Origin of the sequence: Mesobacterium hydrothermale, from assembly GCF_035818635.1 — a bacterium.
In the GTDB taxonomy this organism is placed as follows: domain Bacteria; phylum Pseudomonadota; class Alphaproteobacteria; order Rhodobacterales; family Rhodobacteraceae; genus Mesobacterium_A; species Mesobacterium_A hydrothermale.
Genome location: NZ_JAYLLH010000032.1, coordinates 19801 through 40283, shown reverse-complemented (window position 1 = coordinate 40283; position 20483 = coordinate 19801). Strand labels below are relative to the sequence as shown.

The following is a 20483-nucleotide window of genomic DNA, read 5'->3' as shown; positions in this document are numbered from 1 at the left end:
TGAACGGCGATGTGCGCAGCATACTCATCCTCAAATGCCAAAAACTGACCGACAATAAGAGTTAATGCAACAGTCCCTTCTTAATAGCTGCCTTCGCATGCTCCACAAATCAGATGTTTGACGCGCCTGGCTGATCAATCTATCACGGCACCACCGGGGGCGTCGTAAGGCTGAGAAGTACCCTTTGAACCTGAACCAGATAATGCTGGCGGAGGGAGGGTAGATGTTCTGGACGTGACAAGAACGCACACTCCTTTTCCGCTGAAAAAGGAGACGTCGTGTCCGCGCAAGACCTGCTTAAATCCTTACGTGATAATACCCCGTTGGTGCACTGCATCACCAACTATGTGGCGATGAATATCGCGGCCAACGTGGTCCTTGCGGCGGGCGCATCACCCGCGATGGTCCATGCGCCGGAAGAAACTGCGGATTTCACCCCGATTTGTGGCGCGTTGACGATAAATATCGGCACGCTTTCAACGCCATGGGTTGAGAGCATGGTGGCCTCCGCACGCACAGCCCGTGAGAAAAATGTGCCTTGGGTCCTGGATCCGGTCGCGCATTTCATCTCGGATTACCGCAAAGACGCGGCTCAAAAGCTGATGGCATTGCGGCCCACGATCCTGCGTGGGAATGCCTCTGAAATTCTGGCGATGGCCGGGGAAACGGGGGCGGGCAAAGGGGCCGATAGTGGCGATAGCGTCGGTGCGGCCCAAGCCGCGGCCACCTCCCTTGCGCAGGAATACGGCAGCGTGGTTGCGATCACCGGCCCGGTTGATTTCGTGACGGACGGGGCGCAGTCGGCCAACGTTGCGGGCGGTTCCGACATCATGCCCAAGGTTACAGCGCTTGGATGTTCGCAAACTGCTTTGATGGGGGCGTATGCCGCCTGCGGCCCCGCGTTTGATGCAGCCCTTGCCACACTCGCTCACTTCAAAGTGGCCGGAGCAAAAGCGGCGCAACACGCCCGCGGTCCGGGCAGTTTTCAGATGCATTTCCTTGACGCGCTGTACGCGACAACACCCGATGAGTTGACGGGCGTGATCCGCGCATGACGGACCTTCGCGCCCAATTGCGCCTGTATCTGGTCACCGATACCGCTTTGTGCAGCCATCACGGACTTGTCCAGACGGTACAGCAGGCCGTGGACGGGGGCGTCAGCTTTGTGCAACTGCGCGCCAAGGATGCAACCACGTCAGAGCGGGTTGACATGGCCTGCGCTTTGAAGGCCGCGCTGGTCGGGACGGGGGTTCCCCTGGTGATCAACGATGATGTGGCTGCAGCCGTGAAGGCGGATGTGGATGGCGCCCACATTGGTCAGGGTGACATTTCGCCCGAGCGCGCACGGGCGCTGTTGGGGCCGGACAAAATTCTGGGTCTGTCGTGCGAAACGCCGCGAACAGTTCAGGCCGCCGACCCGGGCGTCGTGGATTACCTTGGGTTGGGGCCCGTTTTGGGGACCGCGACCAAGACAGATCACGCAACCCCGATTGGGTTTGACGGGCTGGCGCGGTTGGTGGCCCTCACCTCTTCGCCGAACGTCGCGATTGGCGGCTTGAAGGCGGTGCATCAGGCGCAAGTGTTTGCGGCAGGCGCAGACGGGCAAGCTGTCGTGTCGGCCATTTGCGGGCAAAACGACCCCAAAGCGGCGGCTCAGGAATTTAACCAGACAAAGGTGTAGACGTGATCCCAAATGTTCTTAGCATCGCGGGCTCGGACCCATCAGGCGGGGCGGGCATCCAAGCGGATTTGAAAGCGATTTCTGCAAATGGTGCCTTTGCCATGGCCGCGCTGACGGCGCTGACGGCGCAGAATACACAAGGCGTGCGGGGTATTCACCTCGTGCCGCCCGCCTTTGTGCAGAGCCAGATCGACACCGTGTTCGACGATATCCACGTCCACGCGGTCAAGGTCGGGATGATCGCCAACGCCGAAATCGCGAACGCCGTTGCAACTGCGCTGCAAGACCGCGACGTGCCTGTTGTGCTTGATCCTGTGATGATCGCCAAAGGCGGCGCGGCCCTGTTGCAGCCCGACGCCATTTCGGTGTTGCGCGAACGATTGTTGCCCCTGGCCACGATCCTTACGCCAAACTTGCCGGAAGCGGCCCATCTGCTTGGTGCTGATCCGGCTGCGTCGCGGGACGCCATGCAGATGCAGGGGCACGCGCTTTGCGAAATGGGGCCGAAGGCGGTTTTGATGAAAGGGGGCCACCTCAGCGGGGCGGCGAGCCCGGATTGTCTGGTCACTGCCGATGACGTCACGTGGTTCGAAGGCACACGTACGGCGACGCGCAACACCCATGGCACCGGCTGCACCCTATCGTCGGCTTTGGCCGCGCACATCGCCCAAATCGGCGACATTCAGCGCGCTGTCGCCGCCGCCAAAACCTACGTCAACACGGCCATTGCCCGTGCTGATGACCTGACTGTCGGATCCGGGCACGGACCCACCCACCACTTTGCCACCTTACTCCCTCGCTCACAGGAGACCTGATCATGAAATCTATCCTACTCGCCTCAGCCATCTCTCTCTTTGCCGCTCCGCTCTGGGCGCAGGATCAGATGACCCTTTTGCTGGATTGGTTCATCAATCCAGACCACGGGCCCATAATCATCGCCCAGGAACAGGGGTATTTCGGCGATGTTGGCCTTGAGGTTGAGGTCATCGCCCCCGCTGATCCATCCGATCCCCCAAAGCTGGTGGCGGCGGGTCAGGCCGACCTGGCGATCTCCTATCAGCCGCAACTTCATCTGCAAATCCACGAAGGGCTGCCCCTCCAACGGGTCGGCACGCTTGTCGCAACGCCCTTGAACTGCTTGCTTGTGCTGGCGGATGGCCCCATCGAGTCTCCTGCAGACCTCGAAGGCGGGAGAATTGGCTTCTCCGTCGGTGGTGTCGAAGAGGCCGTGCTGGGGCATGTTTTGACTACCCATGGGTTGGAGTTAGACGATGTGGAATTGATCAACGTGAACTGGTCAATGTCGCCGTCGCTCATGTCGGGTCAAGTAGACGCCGTGATCGGTGCGTTCCGGAATTTTGAGTTGAACCAGATGGATATTGAAGGCGTGCCGGGCCGGTGCTTCTACGTCGAAGAGGAAGGCCTGCCGTCCTATGATGAGCTGATCTATGTCGCAAACTCCGAGACTATGGACCGCGATATGATCCAGCGCTTTCTGGCCGCAACGGAACAGGCCACCCAATACATCATCAACCACCCGCAAGAGGCGTGGGAGATTTTCTCAGCCACAGCACCAGAGCTACAGGACGAGCTGAACGAGCGCGCCTGGGCCGACACGTTGCCTCGTTTTGCGTTGCGCCCAACCGCCATGGATGTCGGACGTTACGCCGCGTTTGAAGCCTTCCTGCATGAGGCGGGCCTGATCCCCTCCATCAACCCTGTGTCGGACATCGCCATTGATGTAACCGCGCCATGACCAATCAACCCTACGGCACAACATTCGCCCTGTGGCGCGCAGGCTGCCCTGACGCTTGGGATAGCTACACAGGTCATCCCTTTGTCAGCGGTCTGGGCGACGGCACTTTACCCCGCGCCGCATTCCTGCATTACCTGACCCAGGACTACGTGTTCCTTGTGCATTTTGCGCGCGCATGGTCGCTTGCGGTCGTCAAAGCGGAAACGCTAGATGAGATGAGAGTCTGCGCCGTCACGGTCGATGCATTGGTCAATCACGAGATGGCCCTACACGTCAAAACCTGTGCTGATGAAGGCATCGACGAAGCGGCTTTGTTTGCAGCAACCGAAGATTTCGAAAACCTTGCCTACACAAGATACGTGATGGATGCGGGGCTTCAGGGGGACTTCCTTGATCTGATGGCGGCGCTTGCACCCTGTTGCTTTGGTTATGGCGAAATCGGGACGAGGCTGGCACAGTCCGCCGCCCGCGAGACGCCCTACCGCGATTGGATCGAAACATATGCGGATGATGAATACCAAGGCGTGATGAAACGCGTCGGGCAGATGATCGACGCGGCTGTGGTGCGCCGGATCGGAGATGCACCGGACAGCGCGCGCCGGTGGGCACAGCTTCAAAACCGCTTCACAACGGCTACCCGTTTGGAGGCTGCGTTCTGGGACATGGGAATGCGTGGGGCGTGAGCGCAGCGCCCGCAATTCACGTGTCCGGTCATCACGAACTTGCGGGCCAGCCCCTGTTTGCGCCGGTTGATCTGACACTGCCAGCGGGGCAATGGACCTGCGTTCTGGGGCGATCCGGTGTCGGCAAATCTACGCTTCTGCGGCTGGTTGCGGGATTGGAGTGCGCGGGCGAATTCCGGGGGCAGATCACGGCCTCCGACGCGAAACCCCTGGACGGCCGGATCAGCTTCATGGCGCAATCTGATCTGTTGCTCCCCTGGCTCAGCGTGTACGAAAACGTCGTTCTGGGCTCAAGGTTGCGCGGCAGCGCGCCCGACGTCACCTTGGCCAATGATCTTTTGGATCGCGTCGGCCTTGCCACCCATCGCGGCAAACCGCCATCTGCTTTATCCGGCGGCATGCGCCAACGCGCAGCACTGGCGCGCACCTTAATGGAAGATCGCCCCGTCGCCTTGCTGGACGAACCCTTCTCTGCGCTCGATGCCAGCACACGGGCGGACATGCAGGAGCTTTCGGCCCGCATGTTGCAGGGCAAAACCGTCCTCGTTGTTACCCATGATCCAGCTGAAGCCGTTCGCTTGGGCCATCAAATTGTGGTGCTGACACCGATGGGCGCAAATCTGTGGCAGCCGCCAAACACCTTTCCCGTTCGCGATCAATATGCGCCTGAAACAATCGCATGCCAGGCGGCATTGCTTTCCCATCTGCGCGGCGCGCGATGAACAGAATTTGTTACGCATTCGGTGCCATCGGCTTTGGCCTGATCCTTTGGCAGGCTGCGGTCTGGGCGACAGGCGTGCCACAATTCATTCTGCCCTCGCCGTGGCGTGTCGCGACAGCGTGGTGGGAGAACCGGTCGCTGATCGGAGAGAACGCCTTGGTCACAGCAGGCGAAGTTGCGGCAGGCATTGTGATCGGTGCGGTATTTGGAGTGGTGACAGCCATCCAACTCGCAACGTCGGACCGGTTGCACCGATTGGTCATGCCCATGCTCATTTTCACTCAAGCCGTTCCGGTGTTCGCACTTGCCCCGATTTTGACGCTTTGGTTCGGCTATGGGATGGCATCCAAGATCGTGATGGCGGTGCTCATAATCTACTTTCCCGTGACAAGCGCCTTCTATGACGGGCTTATGCGGGTGCCTTGCGACATTGCGGATATGGCACAGACGATGAATGGGACGAGATGGCAGATCATACGGCGGATCAGAATACCCCATGCGATGCCATCGCTTGGGACTGGGCTGAAACTCGCAGCCGTTTACGCGCCCATAGGAGCAGTGATCGGCGAATGGGTAGGGGCGTCCAAAGGCCTGGGGTATCTGATGCTTCTCGCCAACGGGCGCGCGAAGACCGATCTGATGTTTGCCAGCCTGATCACACTCGCCGCTATGACCGTTCTATTGTACCTGTTGGTTGAAGTGGCGGCGAAGCGGCTGAGATGGAATTAGACCGCGCCGACAATGGAACCAGTCATTCCAGCAAAGCGCAGCATTGGTAGTGCTGAGCTCAGGGTCTGTTGCATTAACGCCGAAAGCGCAGAGTAATAGTCGCAGCCCCCCTGTCACGCGGCTTTGAGGAAAAGTTTAGCCACGAAGTCGATCTCGTTTGCAACTCCGGGCTCGCAGTTCTCGAATTGGCCCTTTCGGATCGTGCGGAAGGTCTCGATCCCGGCGAGGGCCGCCTTGGCTCCAGCCATGGTCTGAAACCCGCGCATCGGGCGCAATCGCTGTTTCAGCGCGGCATGATCGCTCTCGATCCTGTTGTTCAGGTACTTGCGATCGACGTGCCGGATCGCATCCTCCGGCCCGAGCCGGGCGTTGATCTCGCCGATCACCTTGGCATAGCTGTGAGCCTTGTCCGTCACTATGGTTAACGGGTGATAGAGACGAACGGCTTCCTGGGCCTGTCGCATAAAGGCCCTTGCCGCCTTGGCATTTCGCTTTGTCGTCAGCCGGAAATCGATCAGCTGGCCGAACTGATCCACCGCTCGCCACAGGTAACACCAGCGGCCTCCGACGCGGATATAGGTTTCATCCACATGCCACTGTAGCCCGCGCCAGGACCGATGGGCGCCGTAGGCCCGTTTGCGGATCTCTGGGCCGAACTTCCTGACCCACCGGTGGATCGTCGAGGCATCAACCGTCACCCCGCGCTCGGCCAGCAAGTCACGGACGTCGCGGCACGACAGCGGGTAGCGGCAGTACCAGCGTACCGCCAGAAGGATGATCTCACGCGGGAACCGATGACGTTTGAACGGGTTCTTGCGTTGCGCCATCGGCTCCTCCATCATCATGAACACACAAAACCTGCAGCGACAGGCCCGTTAATGCAACAGACCCATCTGTAAGGCGTTTTGCGCGAGACATGCGAAGAAAGACCTCCTATTTCCTGCCACCTTCCACCAAGGCTGTCTCTACCTTACGATATTATATCAAGCTGTCAATTATATACTTACGTGGCATTCAGGCTCAGGCAGCCTTGGTGTCCGCTTCCCCCGCGGCCCGCAGGGACGCGGGCCCCTCCCCTCATGACCCGGCGACCCACCTGTCCTAGGGGTCCCGTCCGCCAACCCCGCCCGAAGGTCTGGCCGAACGCCAAGTGTTCGGACGGAACCGCGGGCGGGCGCAAACCCCACCGACAGGGCGGACAGGCAGGGTCAAGGAGCGCCAGATTTGGCTCCGACAAATCTCTGCCGCAAAAACCGGGAGGCCCTGGCCTGCCTGTTTTTGTGGATGGCCCCCTTGAGGCTGACTGGCCGGTCTGTCTCGGCCTGGTCCTTCCGGGCGGAGTGCGTCCCTTGATCGCGCAGGGACCGGCACCCGAGAGATCGCTGTTGGGATCACTCGTGCCGGAACCGGCATCCCTGGAACAGGGATCGAGCCGCCCCGGGGGGCGGCCCATCCTCGTCAGAGGATTTAGTCCTGGGGATCTTTCGCACTCGGCGGGAACATCACCAGCTCCGAAACCGCGACGGGAAAGTCGAGCTTGAGGCTGAAGAACTCCGAGCCGTCCTCGTTGCGGGTGTTGCGGAACATCGCACCCACGCGCTGAAAACGGGTGCGCTCCTGGCCATCGGTATCGGTGAACTTGACGGGGACGGTGGCGACGTAGTGGTTGGTCATTTGGGTTACTCCTTGTTGCGATGGGGATCACCCGGCACGGGGCAAGAGGCCCGGTCGCAAGCGCAAATGCGGAGGGTCCGCGGCTCCGCCGTGGAAGCCGTATTTGTGCTTGCCGAAGCGAAGCGCAGGGCACGGACGGGCCGACCCCGTGCGATCCACATGCATAGCAAAAAGGAGGGACCCGATTGACCTGTGCCATCACGCAGTCGCCACCATCCGCTACGTCCTGCCGAACCTGGCTGGGGTGCTGATGACGCCCGCCCGCGAGGATGCGATGTTCCGAAACACCACCCGACGGTTGTGCAGGTATTCAGCCTCATGTGCGACGTCTCGACCCCTCGGTCTTGCGCTGCTGACGATGTGCGAGGGGCGCACCATCCCCAGCCCCTACCGATGCGGATGGGCCGCACTCTGACGGACTGGGTAGAGGGATAACGGTGCTGGCCGCCGCAGACTGCCGATCGCGCATGACCGATCGCACGCGCCATGAGACATGACGAAAGGGCCGCGCCAAGCGCGACCCCCTCTCTTCAATCCTGCGCAGTCTTCTTCGCCGGGTCAGCAACCCGCATGACCGTCAGGCCTTTCGCTTCCGCCTTCTGCCCGAGGTTCAGCGCAACCCCGTTGCCGCCGAAGAGAACAACCCCCGTCGCCGCGAACTTGTCGTCCAGCATTTCGTCGTTGCACTTGAACGGTGCCGCCCGCCCATGCGCGGACCAGCGCGGATCGAAGCGCGCTTGCGCGACCCCGCGTGCTCGGGCCCACCGAGCCGCAATCATCTCCGCCCCGTGCTTGCCACCCTTGTGGCAGAGGAAGATCTCCTGGTTGCGGTTCTGTTTGATCCGTTCGCGAACCTTGTCGAGCGTGTTGAAGATCACATCGACATCGGTCCAGTCGGTGGCGCCTGAGACGATCAGGGGCACCCCCTCGACTTTCGATTTCTCGGCGGTCTCGCGGTCGTGCTGCTCCAGGAGCTGCCGCGCCTCGAAGACCGCCCCGGTCTCTTTCGCCCGGACGCTTGCGCGCGACCCGGCTGCCGGGATGAAGGCGTGGCCCGTCTCGATCTCGTAGCATTCCGCCGCTGCCTCGCTCATCACCTCGATGGCGCTGACAATCTCGCGCAGCTGCACAAAGCGCGCCTGCGCCTCCTCAATCGCGGTCTCGGCGATCTCCGATCCGTCGTGGGATTTTGCCAGCGCGCCGATCTTGTCGGCGGTGCGGTCGACCTCCTCGCCGAGTGCCACCTTGCGGCGCTGCAGGATGGTGGCGAGCCCATGGGCCAGCGGTTCGATTTCTGCCTCGAGCCCAGTCCCGCGCAGCGGACCGAGCAGAGCCTCGAAGCTCTCGCGGATGACGCGGTCGGTCAGGATGTGATCTTCCGGGATCGGCAGCTGTGCGTCCTTCTCGGTCAGTCCAAAAAGCTCAATGGTCTCGTAGGTGTTTGCGGTGTCGTAAGCCATGTTCTTATCTCCAGTGTTCGGTTCCAAGGCCTCCACGTGAGTGTGGGGCATGGCCGAATGCCTGGTTTCCGAATCTGCCCGGGTCAGGGACGGCGCAGCCGCCGGCTTGCCGGGCGCAAAAGTTTTCCGCGCGCAGCACCCGACACACGCGCGCGCTCACGCACGGGACCGCCCAACGCCACAGACCCCGCCCTCGCCGAAAAGTTTTGCGATCCTTAACGCGGGCTGATTTGGGGGCCATCCGGAGGATATGCTTCCACACTCATGTGTGTGTGTTTTGACGGTAGGTTTGCCCGACACGAGCAGGCAAACGGCCCGACCGGACGCGGGAGACGGATGCAGCGGCGGGATCGTTTTGCCCCGCAAAACAGACCAGAGCGCAATCCGGCGGAGCGGCCGGGGAGGGACGTGCTCGTAAGGTGGGCAAACCGGGATGCCGGGTGCGACGCCGCGGTGAGGCCGCATGGCCGAATGCGCGACGGACCGAAGGGCCGTTCTCCCCTGCGACATGGCAAACAAGCAGGGGAGGCCGCAAGGCTATTGACGTATTTCGCTTGATCAGCCTGATCAGCCTGATCAGCTTGCCAGATGTGGAAAAACTCGGTAGTCTATTGGAGCACCGAGGAGTTTGCCATGAGCGTTCAAAAGCAATCTGTCAGTTTTACCGACACCGCCTACACCTTCGCAAGGGAACTGGTCGAAGCAGGCGAGTACCCCAATGTGAGCGCGGCGGTCTCGGGTGAATTGGCCAAAGCCAAGGCAGAGCGGGATCGTGAACGGTCTTTTTTTGAGGCAGAATTGGAACGCCGCCTGTCCCTGCCACTCGACCACTGGGAACCCGTCGGTGAAGCCTCCAAAGTCACTGCAGGCGCACGGGCGCATCTTGCCGCGATGGCCAAAAAGACCTGATGCGTTTTGTTAGGCATCCGTTCGTCGAACGGGACATTATCGGTATAGTTGATCATATTGTCGAGGTGACCGACGGTGACGTTGCAGCAGCAAGCCGTCGCCTCGATGAAATCGATGCCCTTATCCAAGAAATTTCTACAAACCCAACATCTGGTGCTCGACTCAGCGGCAAACTGGATGGTTGGCTCGTACGCCATGGAGGCGCCGGGCAGCGACTGACCATCGTATTCAAACCGGATGTTGACGCCGGGCAGGTATATCTCGCTCTTATCGCGTTCGGCGGCCGGGATTGGATACGACTGGCGTCTGCGAGACAGGTGTTCGCTGACTAACCTTAGACCCCTGGAGTGACGGGGAAATTGTAGACCGGACCTTCGCTGCGCTCGAGTTGAACGGACAAGATGCGGAGAAAGAGTGAGTTTGCTGCGTATGCGTGCAGGGCTTTCGTGCGCGTTCCCGACCCTCACTTTAGGTTGCACGCCAGTTGCACGCCTCCGGTGGATAAGACTCTGATCCGGCGAACAGGTCGTTATAAACCTGAACCGAGGCTTTCCTCTGATAACCAACGCGTCCGCCCATTACGCGCTTTCCGCGTCGGCCCATTCCGATGTAGGAGCACGCCAAACCAGGACGACAATCGAAAGCAGCGCTACGATTTCGCAGCTCGCAAAGAAGATGTAGTGGGGCTTCATGGACCCGCCGGCGACAACAAAAACGGCTGTCACCAGAGCGGCCGAGATGTTGACTGTGCGCCATGCGCGAAGTCGCAGGAACTGCATCGCGACGATCATCGCGACGGGTATCTGGATGAACACCGCCGCGATGAGCATCATGTTCTGGGTGATGGTGACGCCTTCGATGACACTGTCGATGACCTCGGGAATGACGCCGGGCGTGTAGAGGCCGAGAATATCGGCAAAGGCGATGTTGAGCGCGACGAAGGCCCAGAGCGAGGAGAGCGCGTTCCGGCGCGCGGCGAGGGTGTTCATCTTGGTCATCCTTTCAGTGTTGGGATCAGGGCTGGTCGAGCTTAGCGCGCGCCGAGACAAGGAAGCCTCTGGCTCCCGGTGCGACCGCAAGCGAGATCGCGCGATCATAGGCGTCGCGCGCCTCCGCAAGGGCACCGGACTGCGCCAACAGGTGGGCCTGGGTCGCCCAATAGGGTTGAAATCGCTCAAGACGCGGATCGGCCAATTTTTCGAGCGCCACCAGCCCTGCCTCGGCGCCGTGGACCTCTCCGACGACGGCGGCTTGGCTGACATATGCGCCCAAGGTCGGCGCGAAATGGATCAGACCCTCGTAGAGCGACAGCAGCGCCGACCAATCGGTCATGTCGGTGCGGGCGCGCGCTGCATGGACGGACTGGATCGCGGCTTCTATCTGGAAGCGGTCGGGACGTCCGAGTTGGAAGGCCTGTCTCAGCCGCATATCGGCGGCAGCGCTCAGATCGTGATCCCAAAGCTCGGTCGGTTGCTCGGCCAAAGGGACGTAGCAACCATCCCGAAGCCGCGCCGCGCGGCGGGAATGCAGGAAAGCAAGCAGCGCCGACAGGCCCAGTACCTCCGGGTCGTCGTTCATTTCCGAAGCAAGCAGGTCGGCAAGGTAGACGGCTTCGCGCTGCATGCTGTCCGCCTCCGGCCCGTCGAGCCAGCAGAGGGCGTAACAGCCGTAGATCGCTTCCATCACGTCCGAAAGACGTTCTGCCCTGATCTCGGGTTCCGGGACGCGGAACGGGATGGTATTGGCCTTGATGCGCTCTTTCGCGCGCACCAGTTGTTTCGACATGGCGGTGGGAGAGCTGACATAGGCACGCGCGATTTCGGCCGCCGTGAAGCCCAGAACGGCCTGCAGCATCAACGGGCCGCGGGCCGGTTCGGCGATACCCGGATGGGCGCAGACGAACAGCAGCGGCAAACGCGGATCTGCGGTCTCCATCTTGTAAGAATCCGGAACCGTAAAATCATGTTCCTCGATCGGGAGCGGGTGCTGTTTCAGTGCGCGGCGGTGGGCGTCGGTCATCCGGTTTCGGGCCACGCGCACCAGCCAGCCTTCGGGGTTGTCAGGCACCCCCCTGTCCGGCCACGTAGCCAGCGCCGCCTGAAGCGCATCGGACAGCGCATCTTCGGCGGCGGCAATGTCTCCATTCCGAGCCGATAGTATACCGATCAGCCGACCATAACTGGCGCGCGCAACCTGGGCCACGCGCGCCTCCGCTGTTCCGTGAGTGATGACAGCGGATCGTGTCACGGTTTCAGTCGCCCCCCATGGCGGTGGCACGAATTTCCACCTTGCCGTATTGCGCAGCCGGGCATTTCTCGGCCCAGGCAATCGCGGCGTCGAGGTCGGGCACGTCGATGACGAAGTAGCCTCCGAGGGTTTCCGTGGTTTCCGCGAAAGGTCCGTTCTCGATCCTCGTCTTGCCGTTCTGCACGGAAAGCGTCGTGGCGGTCATCGCCGGCTGGAGCCAATCGGTCGAGACGAAGACGCCGGCCTCCTGCAAGGCGCCGATATAGGCGCCGTAGACCTCCTTTTCGCGCGCCCAGTCGTCTTCGGTCATGTCAGCAAACCCGGTCGGGTCAGAGTAGAGAAGGAATGTGTAGTTCATGGGTCTGGTCCTCTTGGTCGTTGCTTCAGCTTCGGGTGAATTCGGCGGCCATGTTCTGAAGGCCGCGCTCGAAGGTCGGGCCGACCATTCGGTCCATGAACAGGCCCATGACGCGGGCGATGGGGTTCAACCCCAGATCCGCATGCATGGCCCATGTCACCTCGGACATGTCGCCCTGCCCAATCGCGCTGATGCGTTGGGTCGGTTGCCCCAGCGGGCCCAGGTCGATGTCGTAATGCACGGCCTCGTCCTCGACCCGGGCGACCGTCTGCTGGCCCTTCCCGTCCCGTCCGTCGAACCGGAAGCCGGACCCGACGCCGCTTTCCGGACCGAAGGGTTCGATCCGCAGGTCGGGATCGCTGGACAGGTAGGGGTTGAACCGCTGGTAGCCCGTGTTCGACGCGGCGAGCGCGACGATTTCCTGGGGTGCGGCCGGCACGACGCCCGTGCGGGTGACGGTAACCTCCCGTGGCAGGAACAGAATCGTCCCGGCGGCCAGAACGGCAAGGCCGCTGATGCCGCCGATAAGGATTTGCGTGAGTGTCATGGTGTTCCATTCTCCATTCTGCATGAAGGCTTGAGTACCTTCACCCCCATGACGGATGGGCATCGCAGATTTGGACAGGCGGACATGATTTTCCTGACACACGGGTCTTTGCACGGGCTGGATGGGCTTCGAACTGGCATCATCAGCGTATCACGCAACGATCCGGCACTTCGGCCAAGCGGCTTGCGGAGATCAGGATATCCGACCCATGCTCGCGGAATTGCAGAGTTTTGCGGTCGGCCGACAATACTGCCTCCCACTCCGCGACCCGTGGCCCAGCGAAGTCGTCGTTGTAATCGAACATGCAACTCCCGCCCGTATCGGTATAGACCGAGAGGCTGCGTTCGGAGATGACGAGGATGCGGCCATGGTCGTCGAGTTCCCACACTCCACGCAACTCGGATGGGGTGTGGAACAGCTCTGCCGTGCAGCCTGCCAGAATTCCAATGGCAAGAAGGGACGTCTTGAGCGTCTCGATGCGCTTGGGAAGCATCAGAAACTCCGCATCAGCGACAAACCGATGCTCGTCTGGTCCCGGTCCGCGACAAGCGGACTGCCCGTGACCGCATCCGGCAATCGCCTGTATTCGACGAACCCGACCAGCGACGCGCCGTTCTCGAACGGGAGTGCGGCAGAAAGCTCGATCCTTGGGGTCAGGGTTTCACCGGGCGAATAGGGCCCCCGCGAGGCGGTGGCCTCGTCCGGCCTGACGCCATAAAGATGGTTGCCGAAATCAGCATCGAAGTACTCGACGCCAAGGCGCCCTCCGACGTGGAAAAGACCGACCGCCATCGTCCGGCCAACCGAGAGGTCCGCGCGAAACCCGTCATGGACGGAGGAGATATCCGCGCCGACTTCCGCCGCTATGTCGAAGGCATCGAACGCATGGGCGAGGGACGCGACAAGCTCGACGTTTCCGTCGCGGTCCAAGCCATCAAAGAGCGCAGTTTCGGGCAAATCAGGACCAAAACGGTAAGCAAGCCCAACTTCGACCCGCGTGCTATCGGTCGAAAGGGCAGCGTAGCGGATCCCGCGCGCGAGATCGGCGGTCCAATCTCCGTGGCTCACCATCAAGACCGGGAAGGGAAGGACTTCATCATCCTGCCCGACATAGAAGCCGGAGGTCGCAACCACCCCTGCACCGAAGGTGAGCGTTGCCCCCTCTGTTGCTTGCTGTGCGACGGCAAAGCCCGGGCCCAGGAGGACGGGTGCGACGAGAACGTATCCGAGTTTCATTGCGCTATTCCTCCGACGCACAGGGGCTGAGCTGCGACATCAACATCGCAGCATCGCGGGCACCGATTGCCCGCGTCACATCCTGGCGACGCGTCAGCTGCACGAAACCATCGGAAGGATCGGTCTGGAGCCAGGTGCTGACCGAAATCACCTCCGGACGCGCACCGACAAAACAGCCGCCGACGACCCTGACCGTCAGCGAACCGTCTCCGTCCGTTCCCGCCGCGCGCAGATCACGGATTTCCTGCTGCACGGCCGAAATGCGGCCTGCGTCTTCCGGCGCGATACGCGCGATATAGACGGTCTCACCCGATGTGCTTGGGCGCGGGCCTTCGGAACCGGCCACTGACAGGCTTAGGGGCGCGACCTCCTCCAGCATGATCGTGGAGGCCGCCGATCCTCCGCGGAAAGCGATGCGGAATTCCGCGTCTCCGTCTTCAAGTCGCAGAGTTTCAGGGACGCCAACGGCAACTGAGATCTCCGATGGCGGCGTGTTCAAGGGATCAAGGCGGCTCGCCGCGACAAGTCCTGCCGGGTTCATTGTGCCGCATGCAGACGCGGTTGCCACGATGGCCAGTGTTGCCAGCGTGCGCAAAGAGGGTAACGTGGTCATGCTCAAACCTGTTGAATGATTCGGGTATATAATTTAATACAAAACATGAAACTCTTGGACGGGGAAGCTGAAAGATGATTGATGCCACGCGTACGCTTGCCGCCGCCCGCAAGATCGAGGTGATCATGACGGCCGGGATCGTAATCTTGATCGGATTCGCCTGCATCGGCGCCGTGGCCAGCGTGGTGTCTCCCACCGAACTGGCCGAAAGCATTGCGCATCGTGCCGGATACGTGACCGCGCCGCTTGTGCTTTGGCAGTCCTTGGCGCTGATCGCGATCCTGGGGGCGCATCTGGCCCTGTGGCTTGCTTTGCTTTTTGTCGCACGTCGCCTGTTTAGGCAGCTTCGTCAGGGGAACCCCGCCGCTGCCGTGCAAAGCGCGCGATGGGTGGCCTATCTACTTTGGATCATGCTGGCCTGGGGGCTGGCGTCGCAGGCGCTTGCCTCTGTCGCGGCGACCTGGGGCTACCCGGAAGGATCACGCGTGCTGAGCATCGCCTTCGGAACACCGCAGATTTCAGTGGCCTTCTCGGCGCTGATCGCAAGCTTCATGGCGCAGGCCTTCGCCCTCGGCGCGGAGCTTTGGCAAGATCACCGGGAGGTCATCTGAGATGCCGATCATCGTGCGTCTCGACGTGATGCTGGCCCGGAGAAAAATGACGTCACGGGACCTTGCTGCCCGGATCGGCATTTCCGAGCAAAACCTCTCGCTGCTCAGATCCGGCAAGGTGCGCGGCGTGCGGTTCAACACCCTCGAGGCGATCTGCCGGGAACTCGACTGCCAACCCGGCGACCTTCTGGAGTTCGATGGCGGACAGACCGAGGTCGGGTAGCAGCTCACGCGCTCACCGTGTCGGAGCGGCCGAGTATGCCAGACGACCCAGAACGAACCGTTCGATAAGGTCGCGCGATATCTCGAAATCGCCGGGCGTGTTGTAGTTCCTCGACTGAACGACAACGACAGAATCGTATTCGGGGATGACAGCGACGATATTCCCACCGTTGCCCATCATCATCATGGTATCGACGGTTCGGTCGGAAGCACCCACGCGGAACTCGGCGCGCCACCACAAAAAGCTATAGGACAAGTCCTGCCTTGGCCGCGACGCAGGGGTCAACATTTCTGCAACCCAGTCTGCAGGGACGATCTGCTCGCCGTCCCACCGACCCTCGTTCAGGACCAACCGACCGATCCGCTCTGCGTCGCGTGCGCGGAGGCTCAGCTGGCCACCGGCCTGGATTTCTCCACTTAGCGAGCGGGTCCATTCGACATCGGTTACGCCGATTTGGTCGAAAACGCGGCTTGCGACGTACTGATCGAAGCGCTCTCCGCTTTCGCGCTCGATCATCTGGCCGATCAGGAAGACACCTGCCGTGCAATAGCTGAACCGTGAGGCACCGCCAGCTGCTGGCGATGCCCTAGGATCGACGGGAAGGTCCAACGCGAACCGCGTCCAGTCGCGAGTGCGATACATGCGCTCCTCGTTACCGGGACTTGGGCGCCAATCGTTGCAATCAAGTGCCGACCGCATGGTCAGCAGGTCGCGCAGCACGATGGACCGTTTGATCTCGCCATCATGGGCGATGGGCGCACGATCGGCAAAAACCGGGATGACAGGCGCATCGACGCCCGAAATCAAACCCTCCTCGATCGCGATACCCGCGGCGATGGCGGTAAGGGATTTTCCGGCCGATCGCATATCTACCAAGCCGTCCGGCGACTGGCTTCCGAAATAGTCCTCGAAGACCACCGCCCCGCCTTGCGACACCACGACGGCGGCGATGCGACCAAAGGCGCCCGCATCGACCTCGGCGGACAGGGCGGCGAGGTTCAGCTGATCGACGACAGGGGGTGATACGGGCGTAAGGGACCCACAGGCACCAAGTGCCAGAAAGGCCATAAGGAGGTGTAACCAGCCAGGAACCGCAGGCATCAGCTGCTTGATCGGTGGCATTTTGTTCTCTCCCTGAAACGTCGCTTGCAGTGACGCAGATCTAAAGCCGCGAGACACTGATTACAATATTTAGGGATAATTATTTGATGTTTTACTTTAATTTTTGTCTCGTCTAGATCCTAGATGACCGTGCCACTCACCGCGGTCCGCGCTTCTTGAAAGGACTGACCAATGACGCAAGTCGAACTGGAAACCCAAAACTGGCTTGGCTTGCTCACCGCCGATGAGCTTGCCAACGCGGTCGCCTATACGCAGGGGAACCATTGGATCTTGGTCGCGAACCTTGCTGTGACGCTTTTCGCCTGCGCACTGATCGCCCGTTCGCGCCTGCTCTCCCGGATCGTGGACGGGCTGAACGCGACGAAGGCCCGGCCCAATCTGTCGGCGCTCTCGGCGGCCTTCGTCTTCCTTCTTGCCCTCGCAGTGATGGCGTCGCCGTTCACAGCGTTTGTCGATTGGCATCGCGAACGCGCCTTCGACCTCTCCGAGCAGCCGTTTGCGGACTGGGCCGTTCAGTGGGCACTTTTGTCGGTCCTGACAGCACTAGTAGGCGCATTGATCGTTGCAGGCATTTACTGGCTTGTGCGGCGCACTGGTAAAAATTGGTGGGTCTGGGCGAGCGGGCTGACCGCAGCAGCCCTGTTTGTGGTGACGTTCCTTGCACCGGTCGTCCTGCAACCTCTGCTGAACACCTATACGCCGGCACCGGAAGGCGAGGTGTTGACGGCTGTAACGGAGCTTGCGGATGCGGCTGGTATCGAGGCGGCCTCCATTCATCTCTACGACGGAAGCCGCCAGTCCGAACGCTTCACCGCCAACGTGTCCGGATTGTTCGGAACGGCGCGCATCGCTTTGAGTGATAACATGTTCCAGCAAGGCGCAGACCCGGCCGAGATCCGCGCCGTGGTGGCTCATGAGATCGGCCACTTCGTCAAACACCACGTTCTGGTGACGCTCGTGTTCTACAGCGCTCTTGCCGGATTGGCATTCTTTTCAACGGATCGCCTTTTTCGTGCAATACCATGGGAGCGCGCCGGCCTGTCGGTCGCAAGGATCGAGCACCCAGGTTCTTTCCCGATCCTATATGCCCTGTTTACAGTGGTGATGTTCCTGGCAACGCCCCTGACCTCAAGCTACTCCCGCCTTCTTGAAACCTCCGCGGACCGCTACGCGCTGGAGCTTTCAAATGAACCGGGTGGCCTCGCCCAGGCACTCATGCGCACAGCCAACTACAGGGCGCCTTCGCCGCACTGGCTGGAGGAGATGATCTTTTATTCTCATCCCAGTATCGAACGCCGCATTGGCTGGGCGATGGCGTGGAAATTGGAGAACCACGAGTGAGGTTGGGCGCTGTCTTTGGCGGGGTGACGATGCGGGTCAACCGAACAACTACAAGCAATTGAAGCGTTGACCAACTCGCAACCCATCGCGGCATGACGCCACCCGTCGTGCGCCGCTTCCATGCTTGGTTGGCAGTCGCGCGAAATGCCCGCTACGGAGCACGACAACAGTGGATTGGCCCGAGAACCATCCGCGAACGACTGCGTCGGACCTGTTTTCAGATCTCCGCGCATTCTGCACCATTTGGTAAGTTGGGCTCAGAGTAAGACTTCGCTGCGGCAGACACGAACAACTGCGATTCTGAAGCGCCAACAAAGACGGCGACGACACAGCAAAAGGGGAACCGTGTCACCACGACTCCCCTTTCGGTTCAGTTCGTTCAGTTTCAAGCGCCGATCACGCAACCAGTGACAGTCCCGCGCCTGCGTCCTGAGGCTGCTCACCGCTGTCGATGAACGGGATGATCGAAAAGGTCTGACCGCCGCGCTGCTCTTCGTTCTGCACGGCGTTCACGCGCAGATCACCATCGGGCGTGTTGATCAGCAGCGACAGGTAGTCATTGGCGGTGCGGCTGCTTTTGGCCATCCAGGCCGAGCCGACGCGGATCGGCGTGCCCCGGGGCGAGCTGACCTCGATCCGGTAATCCGGGTGGGTCTCCTCGGATTTGTAGCCGTTCTCGATCAGCATGAACTCCAGATCGAACATCATGTTGGCGATGTAGCCAGTGAAAGCGTTGTCGGCGTCCATGGCGGTGAGCTCGCCCGAGATCGAACCGGATTTCATCAGGCCGTTCGAGACCAGCGGGATGATCTCGAATTCGCCGCTCTGGGCCGTGCGCGCCTCTTTCGTCTGCACCGCGTTGACCCGGAAAGGGCCGAGGCCGACATCGATCTGCATCGAGATGTAGGGGTTGCCACTGGTATTGCCGGTTTCATTCCAGGCCGTGCCGATGCGCACCTTGCGGCCCGACTTGTTGACTGCCGTCACGTCATAATCCGGGCTGCGCGCGGACATCTTCGGGCGGGTTTCAAGCTGGATGGCGATGTCAAATCGCGTCGAGTGAATCGTGCCGGTGTATTCGGCGGCGGCGGTCTCGACATTGCGGGTGAGGGTTCCTGCGAACATGGGATAGTTCCTTCTTGGATTGGCCGGTGCCTGACGTTCTTGCCAGCGCATCCGGGATTGCTTTCTCGACCCCTTGAGGGATCACAAATCAGAAAGCCTGCTTTCCTTTCAGCCCCGCCTACGGGTCAGAGCTGCCGTCCGAGTGGGAATACCCCCGCGCCTCCGGGTGCTACGCCCCTACCCTACCCCTATGGTCTTGATTGGCTGCCCGGATTTCCGCGCTGTCCTTCGATCGCGCGACGAAGAACTCCGTTTCTTTTCCGTTCAACCGGTGCTCGCTCCGGTCGGTCAGGCCGATGCAGCTGCCGTTTGGCAAATAGGTGATGAGGTACTGACCGAGCCGGTCCTTGTGGATAACGTAGCCGGTATTGGCCCAGTGCACGGTCTGACCGGCATCGACGGCCGCCTTGATGTCTTCGAGTGTCATGCGATCATCCTCAACAAGATTGGTGGGGAAACGACGCAAGAAGCCCGGTCGTCCAACCGGGCTTCCGCGCAGCGTTCGATTGATAAGGAGCCGGGAGCTGTCAGGCACATTGCGCGACTTGCGTCGCGCGCGCCTCCATCCAGTCCTTCAGACCAAGAACCGTTCGGCCGGCAGCGACCTCGGAGGCCCAGGCAACCCTTGGGTCGCCGCAGGGCTCATCGCCGAAATGCCGGTCGATATGGCCATTGGCCATCCATGGCTCGGGCTGGATCCGTCGCAGCCAGTCCGCCATGCTGGGGATGCGGCCCTGGCAGTCTTCGCGAACATGCTGCTCGCCGATCCAGCGCACTGGGATCTCTCGACCAGCGCTATTGGTCAGAGATAGGCCGAAGACACGTTCGGCCTCGAACAGGCCTTGGGCATGGTGACGCAAGGCCCGGTGCGTGAAAAGCGCGAGATGCTCTTTCGAGGCGTCAAACCAATCGTGCACAGACTGATAGTCAGACGGCACCCCGCCGAATTTCCGGGCAGAGCTTTCAGCATGATGAAGCGGATGGGCCATCTCACAGCCCCTCGTCATAGCTGTGCGAGCATTCGACATAGCGGTCGGCGTGATCGAGGGTGATGCTGTCTGCTGCAATGTCCCAGGTCAGCGTGCCGTAGCCACCCTCGTTGTTCTCGAACCCCGGGTGATGGTGATAGGCGAGCGACCAGGCGAAATCGCCAATCTCTGTGGCAAGCGCCTCCGGCAGTCGGACCTCTGCTGGCTGAACCGTCACATCCTCGACATTGCCAGAGTCGCCATAGCCTTCGTATTCGGCGGTGACCTCGTTGATGCCAAGCGCGCGCAATTGCGCGATCAGTTCCGCTCGGGTTGCTTTCAGGGTGGTTTCGCGCTCTGCACGCCACTGAGCCGCCATTGCGGCATAGTCGATCTGGGGATTGGTCATGGGTCTGTCCTCCTGTCTGAATTTGGGGGGGCCGGGCGCGGCATTGGTCAGCGCGCGCCCGGAAAGCGCA

Annotated in this window: 27 protein-coding genes and 1 riboswitch; of the genes, 12 read left to right on the top strand and 15 right to left on the bottom strand. The window is 61.2% G+C overall.

Annotated features, from left to right (window positions below; genetic code table 11):
* Positions 1–145: 145 nt before the first annotated feature.
* A riboswitch (TPP riboswitch) is annotated at positions 146–235 on the top strand.
* Positions 236–278: 43 nt separating this feature from the next.
* From thiM to VK792_RS16855, 7 genes are read left to right on the top strand one after another with little or no spacing between them, the layout of a single operon-like run.
* Complete coding sequence (gene thiM / locus VK792_RS16885; protein WP_326299043.1) at positions 279–1055, top strand: hydroxyethylthiazole kinase; 777 nt, start codon at positions 279–281, stop codon at positions 1053–1055.
* A complete protein-coding gene (gene thiE / locus VK792_RS16880) occupies positions 1052–1681 on the top strand; it encodes a thiamine phosphate synthase (protein ID WP_326299042.1) in 630 nt (209 codons plus the stop codon). The genes thiM and thiE overlap by 4 nt, the downstream gene beginning before the upstream one ends.
* Before the next feature lie 2 nt (positions 1682–1683).
* A complete protein-coding gene (gene thiD / locus VK792_RS16875; RefSeq protein ID WP_326299041.1) occupies positions 1684–2496 on the top strand; it encodes a bifunctional hydroxymethylpyrimidine kinase/phosphomethylpyrimidine kinase in 813 nt (270 codons plus the stop codon).
* 2 nt (positions 2497–2498) lie between these two features.
* Positions 2499–3437 carry an ABC transporter substrate-binding protein gene (locus VK792_RS16870; protein WP_326299040.1) on the top strand — a complete coding sequence of 313 codons (939 nt, stop codon included), beginning with the start codon at positions 2499–2501 and terminating at the stop codon, positions 3435–3437.
* A complete protein-coding gene (gene tenA / locus VK792_RS16865; RefSeq protein WP_326299039.1) occupies positions 3434–4120 on the top strand; it encodes a thiaminase II in 687 nt (228 codons plus the stop codon). The genes VK792_RS16870 and tenA overlap by 4 nt, the downstream gene beginning before the upstream one ends.
* Positions 4117–4842 carry an ABC transporter ATP-binding protein gene (locus VK792_RS16860; protein WP_326299038.1) on the top strand — a complete coding sequence of 242 codons (726 nt, stop codon included), beginning with the start codon at positions 4117–4119 and terminating at the stop codon, positions 4840–4842. Before tenA ends, VK792_RS16860 begins: the two co-directional genes overlap by 4 nt.
* Positions 4839–5570 (top strand): ABC transporter permease, encoded by a 732-nt coding sequence (locus VK792_RS16855; RefSeq protein WP_326299037.1) that lies wholly within the window; start codon positions 4839–4841, stop codon positions 5568–5570. The genes VK792_RS16860 and VK792_RS16855 overlap by 4 nt, the downstream gene beginning before the upstream one ends.
* A 113-nt stretch (positions 5571–5683) precedes the next feature.
* Here the strand turns inward: VK792_RS16855 and VK792_RS16850 are convergent, their stop codons facing one another.
* From VK792_RS16850 to VK792_RS16840, 3 genes are all read right to left on the bottom strand, one after another.
* Positions 5684–6409: an IS6 family transposase gene (locus tag VK792_RS16850; RefSeq protein WP_435404867.1), complete on the bottom strand. Its 726-nt coding sequence runs from the start codon at positions 6407–6409 to the stop codon at positions 5684–5686.
* 628 nt (positions 6410–7037) lie between these two features.
* A complete protein-coding gene (locus VK792_RS16845; RefSeq protein WP_326299035.1) occupies positions 7038–7244 on the bottom strand; it encodes a hypothetical protein in 207 nt (68 codons plus the stop codon).
* A gap of 530 nt (positions 7245–7774) precedes the next feature.
* On the bottom strand, positions 7775–8704 hold the full coding sequence (locus VK792_RS16840; protein WP_326299034.1) for a DUF2493 domain-containing protein: 930 nt from the start codon (positions 8702–8704) through the stop codon (positions 7775–7777).
* Positions 8705–9337: 633 nt separating this feature from the next.
* Between VK792_RS16840 and VK792_RS16835 the strand changes: the two genes are divergently transcribed.
* On the top strand, positions 9338–9613 hold the full coding sequence (locus tag VK792_RS16835) for a hypothetical protein (RefSeq protein ID WP_326299033.1): 276 nt from the start codon (positions 9338–9340) through the stop codon (positions 9611–9613).
* On the top strand, positions 9613–9945 hold the full coding sequence (locus VK792_RS16830) for a type II toxin-antitoxin system RelE/ParE family toxin (RefSeq protein ID WP_326299032.1): 333 nt from the start codon (positions 9613–9615) through the stop codon (positions 9943–9945). The genes VK792_RS16835 and VK792_RS16830 overlap by 1 nt, the downstream gene beginning before the upstream one ends.
* A gap of 246 nt (positions 9946–10191) precedes the next feature.
* Here VK792_RS16830 and VK792_RS16825 read toward each other — a convergent pair whose 3' ends face one another.
* From VK792_RS16825 to VK792_RS16795, 7 genes are all read right to left on the bottom strand, one after another.
* Entirely contained in the window at positions 10192–10602 is a 411-nt protein-coding gene (locus VK792_RS16825) for a DUF6326 family protein (protein ID WP_326299031.1), read from the bottom strand.
* Positions 10603–10627: 25 nt separating this feature from the next.
* A complete protein-coding gene (locus tag VK792_RS16820) occupies positions 10628–11815 on the bottom strand; it encodes an RNA polymerase sigma factor (RefSeq protein ID WP_326299030.1) in 1188 nt (395 codons plus the stop codon).
* Between the two features lie 49 nt (positions 11816–11864).
* Complete coding sequence (locus VK792_RS16815; protein ID WP_326299029.1) at positions 11865–12218, bottom strand: YciI family protein; 354 nt, start codon at positions 12216–12218, stop codon at positions 11865–11867.
* 25 nt (positions 12219–12243) lie between these two features.
* Complete coding sequence (locus VK792_RS16810) at positions 12244–12765, bottom strand: SRPBCC family protein (protein WP_326299028.1); 522 nt, start codon at positions 12763–12765, stop codon at positions 12244–12246.
* A 142-nt stretch (positions 12766–12907) separates the two neighbouring features.
* On the bottom strand, positions 12908–13258 hold the full coding sequence (locus tag VK792_RS16805) for a hypothetical protein (RefSeq protein WP_326299027.1): 351 nt from the start codon (positions 13256–13258) through the stop codon (positions 12908–12910).
* Positions 13258–14001 (bottom strand): MipA/OmpV family protein, encoded by a 744-nt coding sequence (locus VK792_RS16800; protein WP_326299026.1) that lies wholly within the window; start codon positions 13999–14001, stop codon positions 13258–13260. Before VK792_RS16800 ends, VK792_RS16805 begins: the two co-directional genes overlap by 1 nt.
* Before the next feature lie 4 nt (positions 14002–14005).
* A complete protein-coding gene (locus VK792_RS16795; RefSeq protein WP_326299025.1) occupies positions 14006–14620 on the bottom strand; it encodes a hypothetical protein in 615 nt (204 codons plus the stop codon).
* Positions 14621–14688: 68 nt separating this feature from the next.
* Here VK792_RS16795 and VK792_RS16790 point away from each other — a divergent pair, with 68 nt between their 5' ends.
* Both VK792_RS16790 and VK792_RS16785 read left to right on the top strand, forming a co-directional pair.
* Positions 14689–15225 carry a hypothetical protein gene (locus VK792_RS16790; protein ID WP_326299024.1) on the top strand — a complete coding sequence of 179 codons (537 nt, stop codon included), beginning with the start codon at positions 14689–14691 and terminating at the stop codon, positions 15223–15225.
* A gap of 1 nt (position 15226) precedes the next feature.
* On the top strand, positions 15227–15448 hold the full coding sequence (locus VK792_RS16785) for a helix-turn-helix domain-containing protein (protein ID WP_326299023.1): 222 nt from the start codon (positions 15227–15229) through the stop codon (positions 15446–15448).
* 12 nt (positions 15449–15460) lie between these two features.
* On the opposite strand, the gene VK792_RS16780 is transcribed toward VK792_RS16785, so the two are convergent.
* Positions 15461–16570: a serine hydrolase domain-containing protein gene (locus VK792_RS16780; protein WP_326299022.1), complete on the bottom strand. Its 1110-nt coding sequence runs from the start codon at positions 16568–16570 to the stop codon at positions 15461–15463.
* 171 nt (positions 16571–16741) lie between these two features.
* Here VK792_RS16780 and VK792_RS16775 point away from each other — a divergent pair, with 171 nt between their 5' ends.
* On the top strand, positions 16742–17911 hold the full coding sequence (locus tag VK792_RS16775; protein ID WP_326299021.1) for a M48 family metalloprotease: 1170 nt from the start codon (positions 16742–16744) through the stop codon (positions 17909–17911).
* A 396-nt stretch (positions 17912–18307) separates the two neighbouring features.
* Here VK792_RS16775 and VK792_RS16770 read toward each other — a convergent pair whose 3' ends face one another.
* The 4 genes from VK792_RS16770 to VK792_RS16755 form a co-directional block, all read right to left on the bottom strand.
* Entirely contained in the window at positions 18308–19036 is a 729-nt protein-coding gene (locus VK792_RS16770) for a DUF736 family protein (RefSeq protein WP_326299020.1), read from the bottom strand.
* 169 nt (positions 19037–19205) lie between these two features.
* Positions 19206–19463: a hypothetical protein gene (locus VK792_RS16765; RefSeq protein WP_435404865.1), complete on the bottom strand. Its 258-nt coding sequence runs from the start codon at positions 19461–19463 to the stop codon at positions 19206–19208.
* Between the two features lie 100 nt (positions 19464–19563).
* Positions 19564–20025, bottom strand: a complete 462-nt coding sequence (locus VK792_RS16760) for a DUF6915 family protein (protein ID WP_326299019.1) — start codon at positions 20023–20025, stop codon at positions 19564–19566.
* Between the two features lies 1 nt (position 20026).
* Positions 20027–20413, bottom strand: a complete 387-nt coding sequence (locus VK792_RS16755) for a DUF6878 family protein (protein ID WP_326299018.1) — start codon at positions 20411–20413, stop codon at positions 20027–20029.
* Positions 20414–20483: the final 70 nt, after the last annotated feature.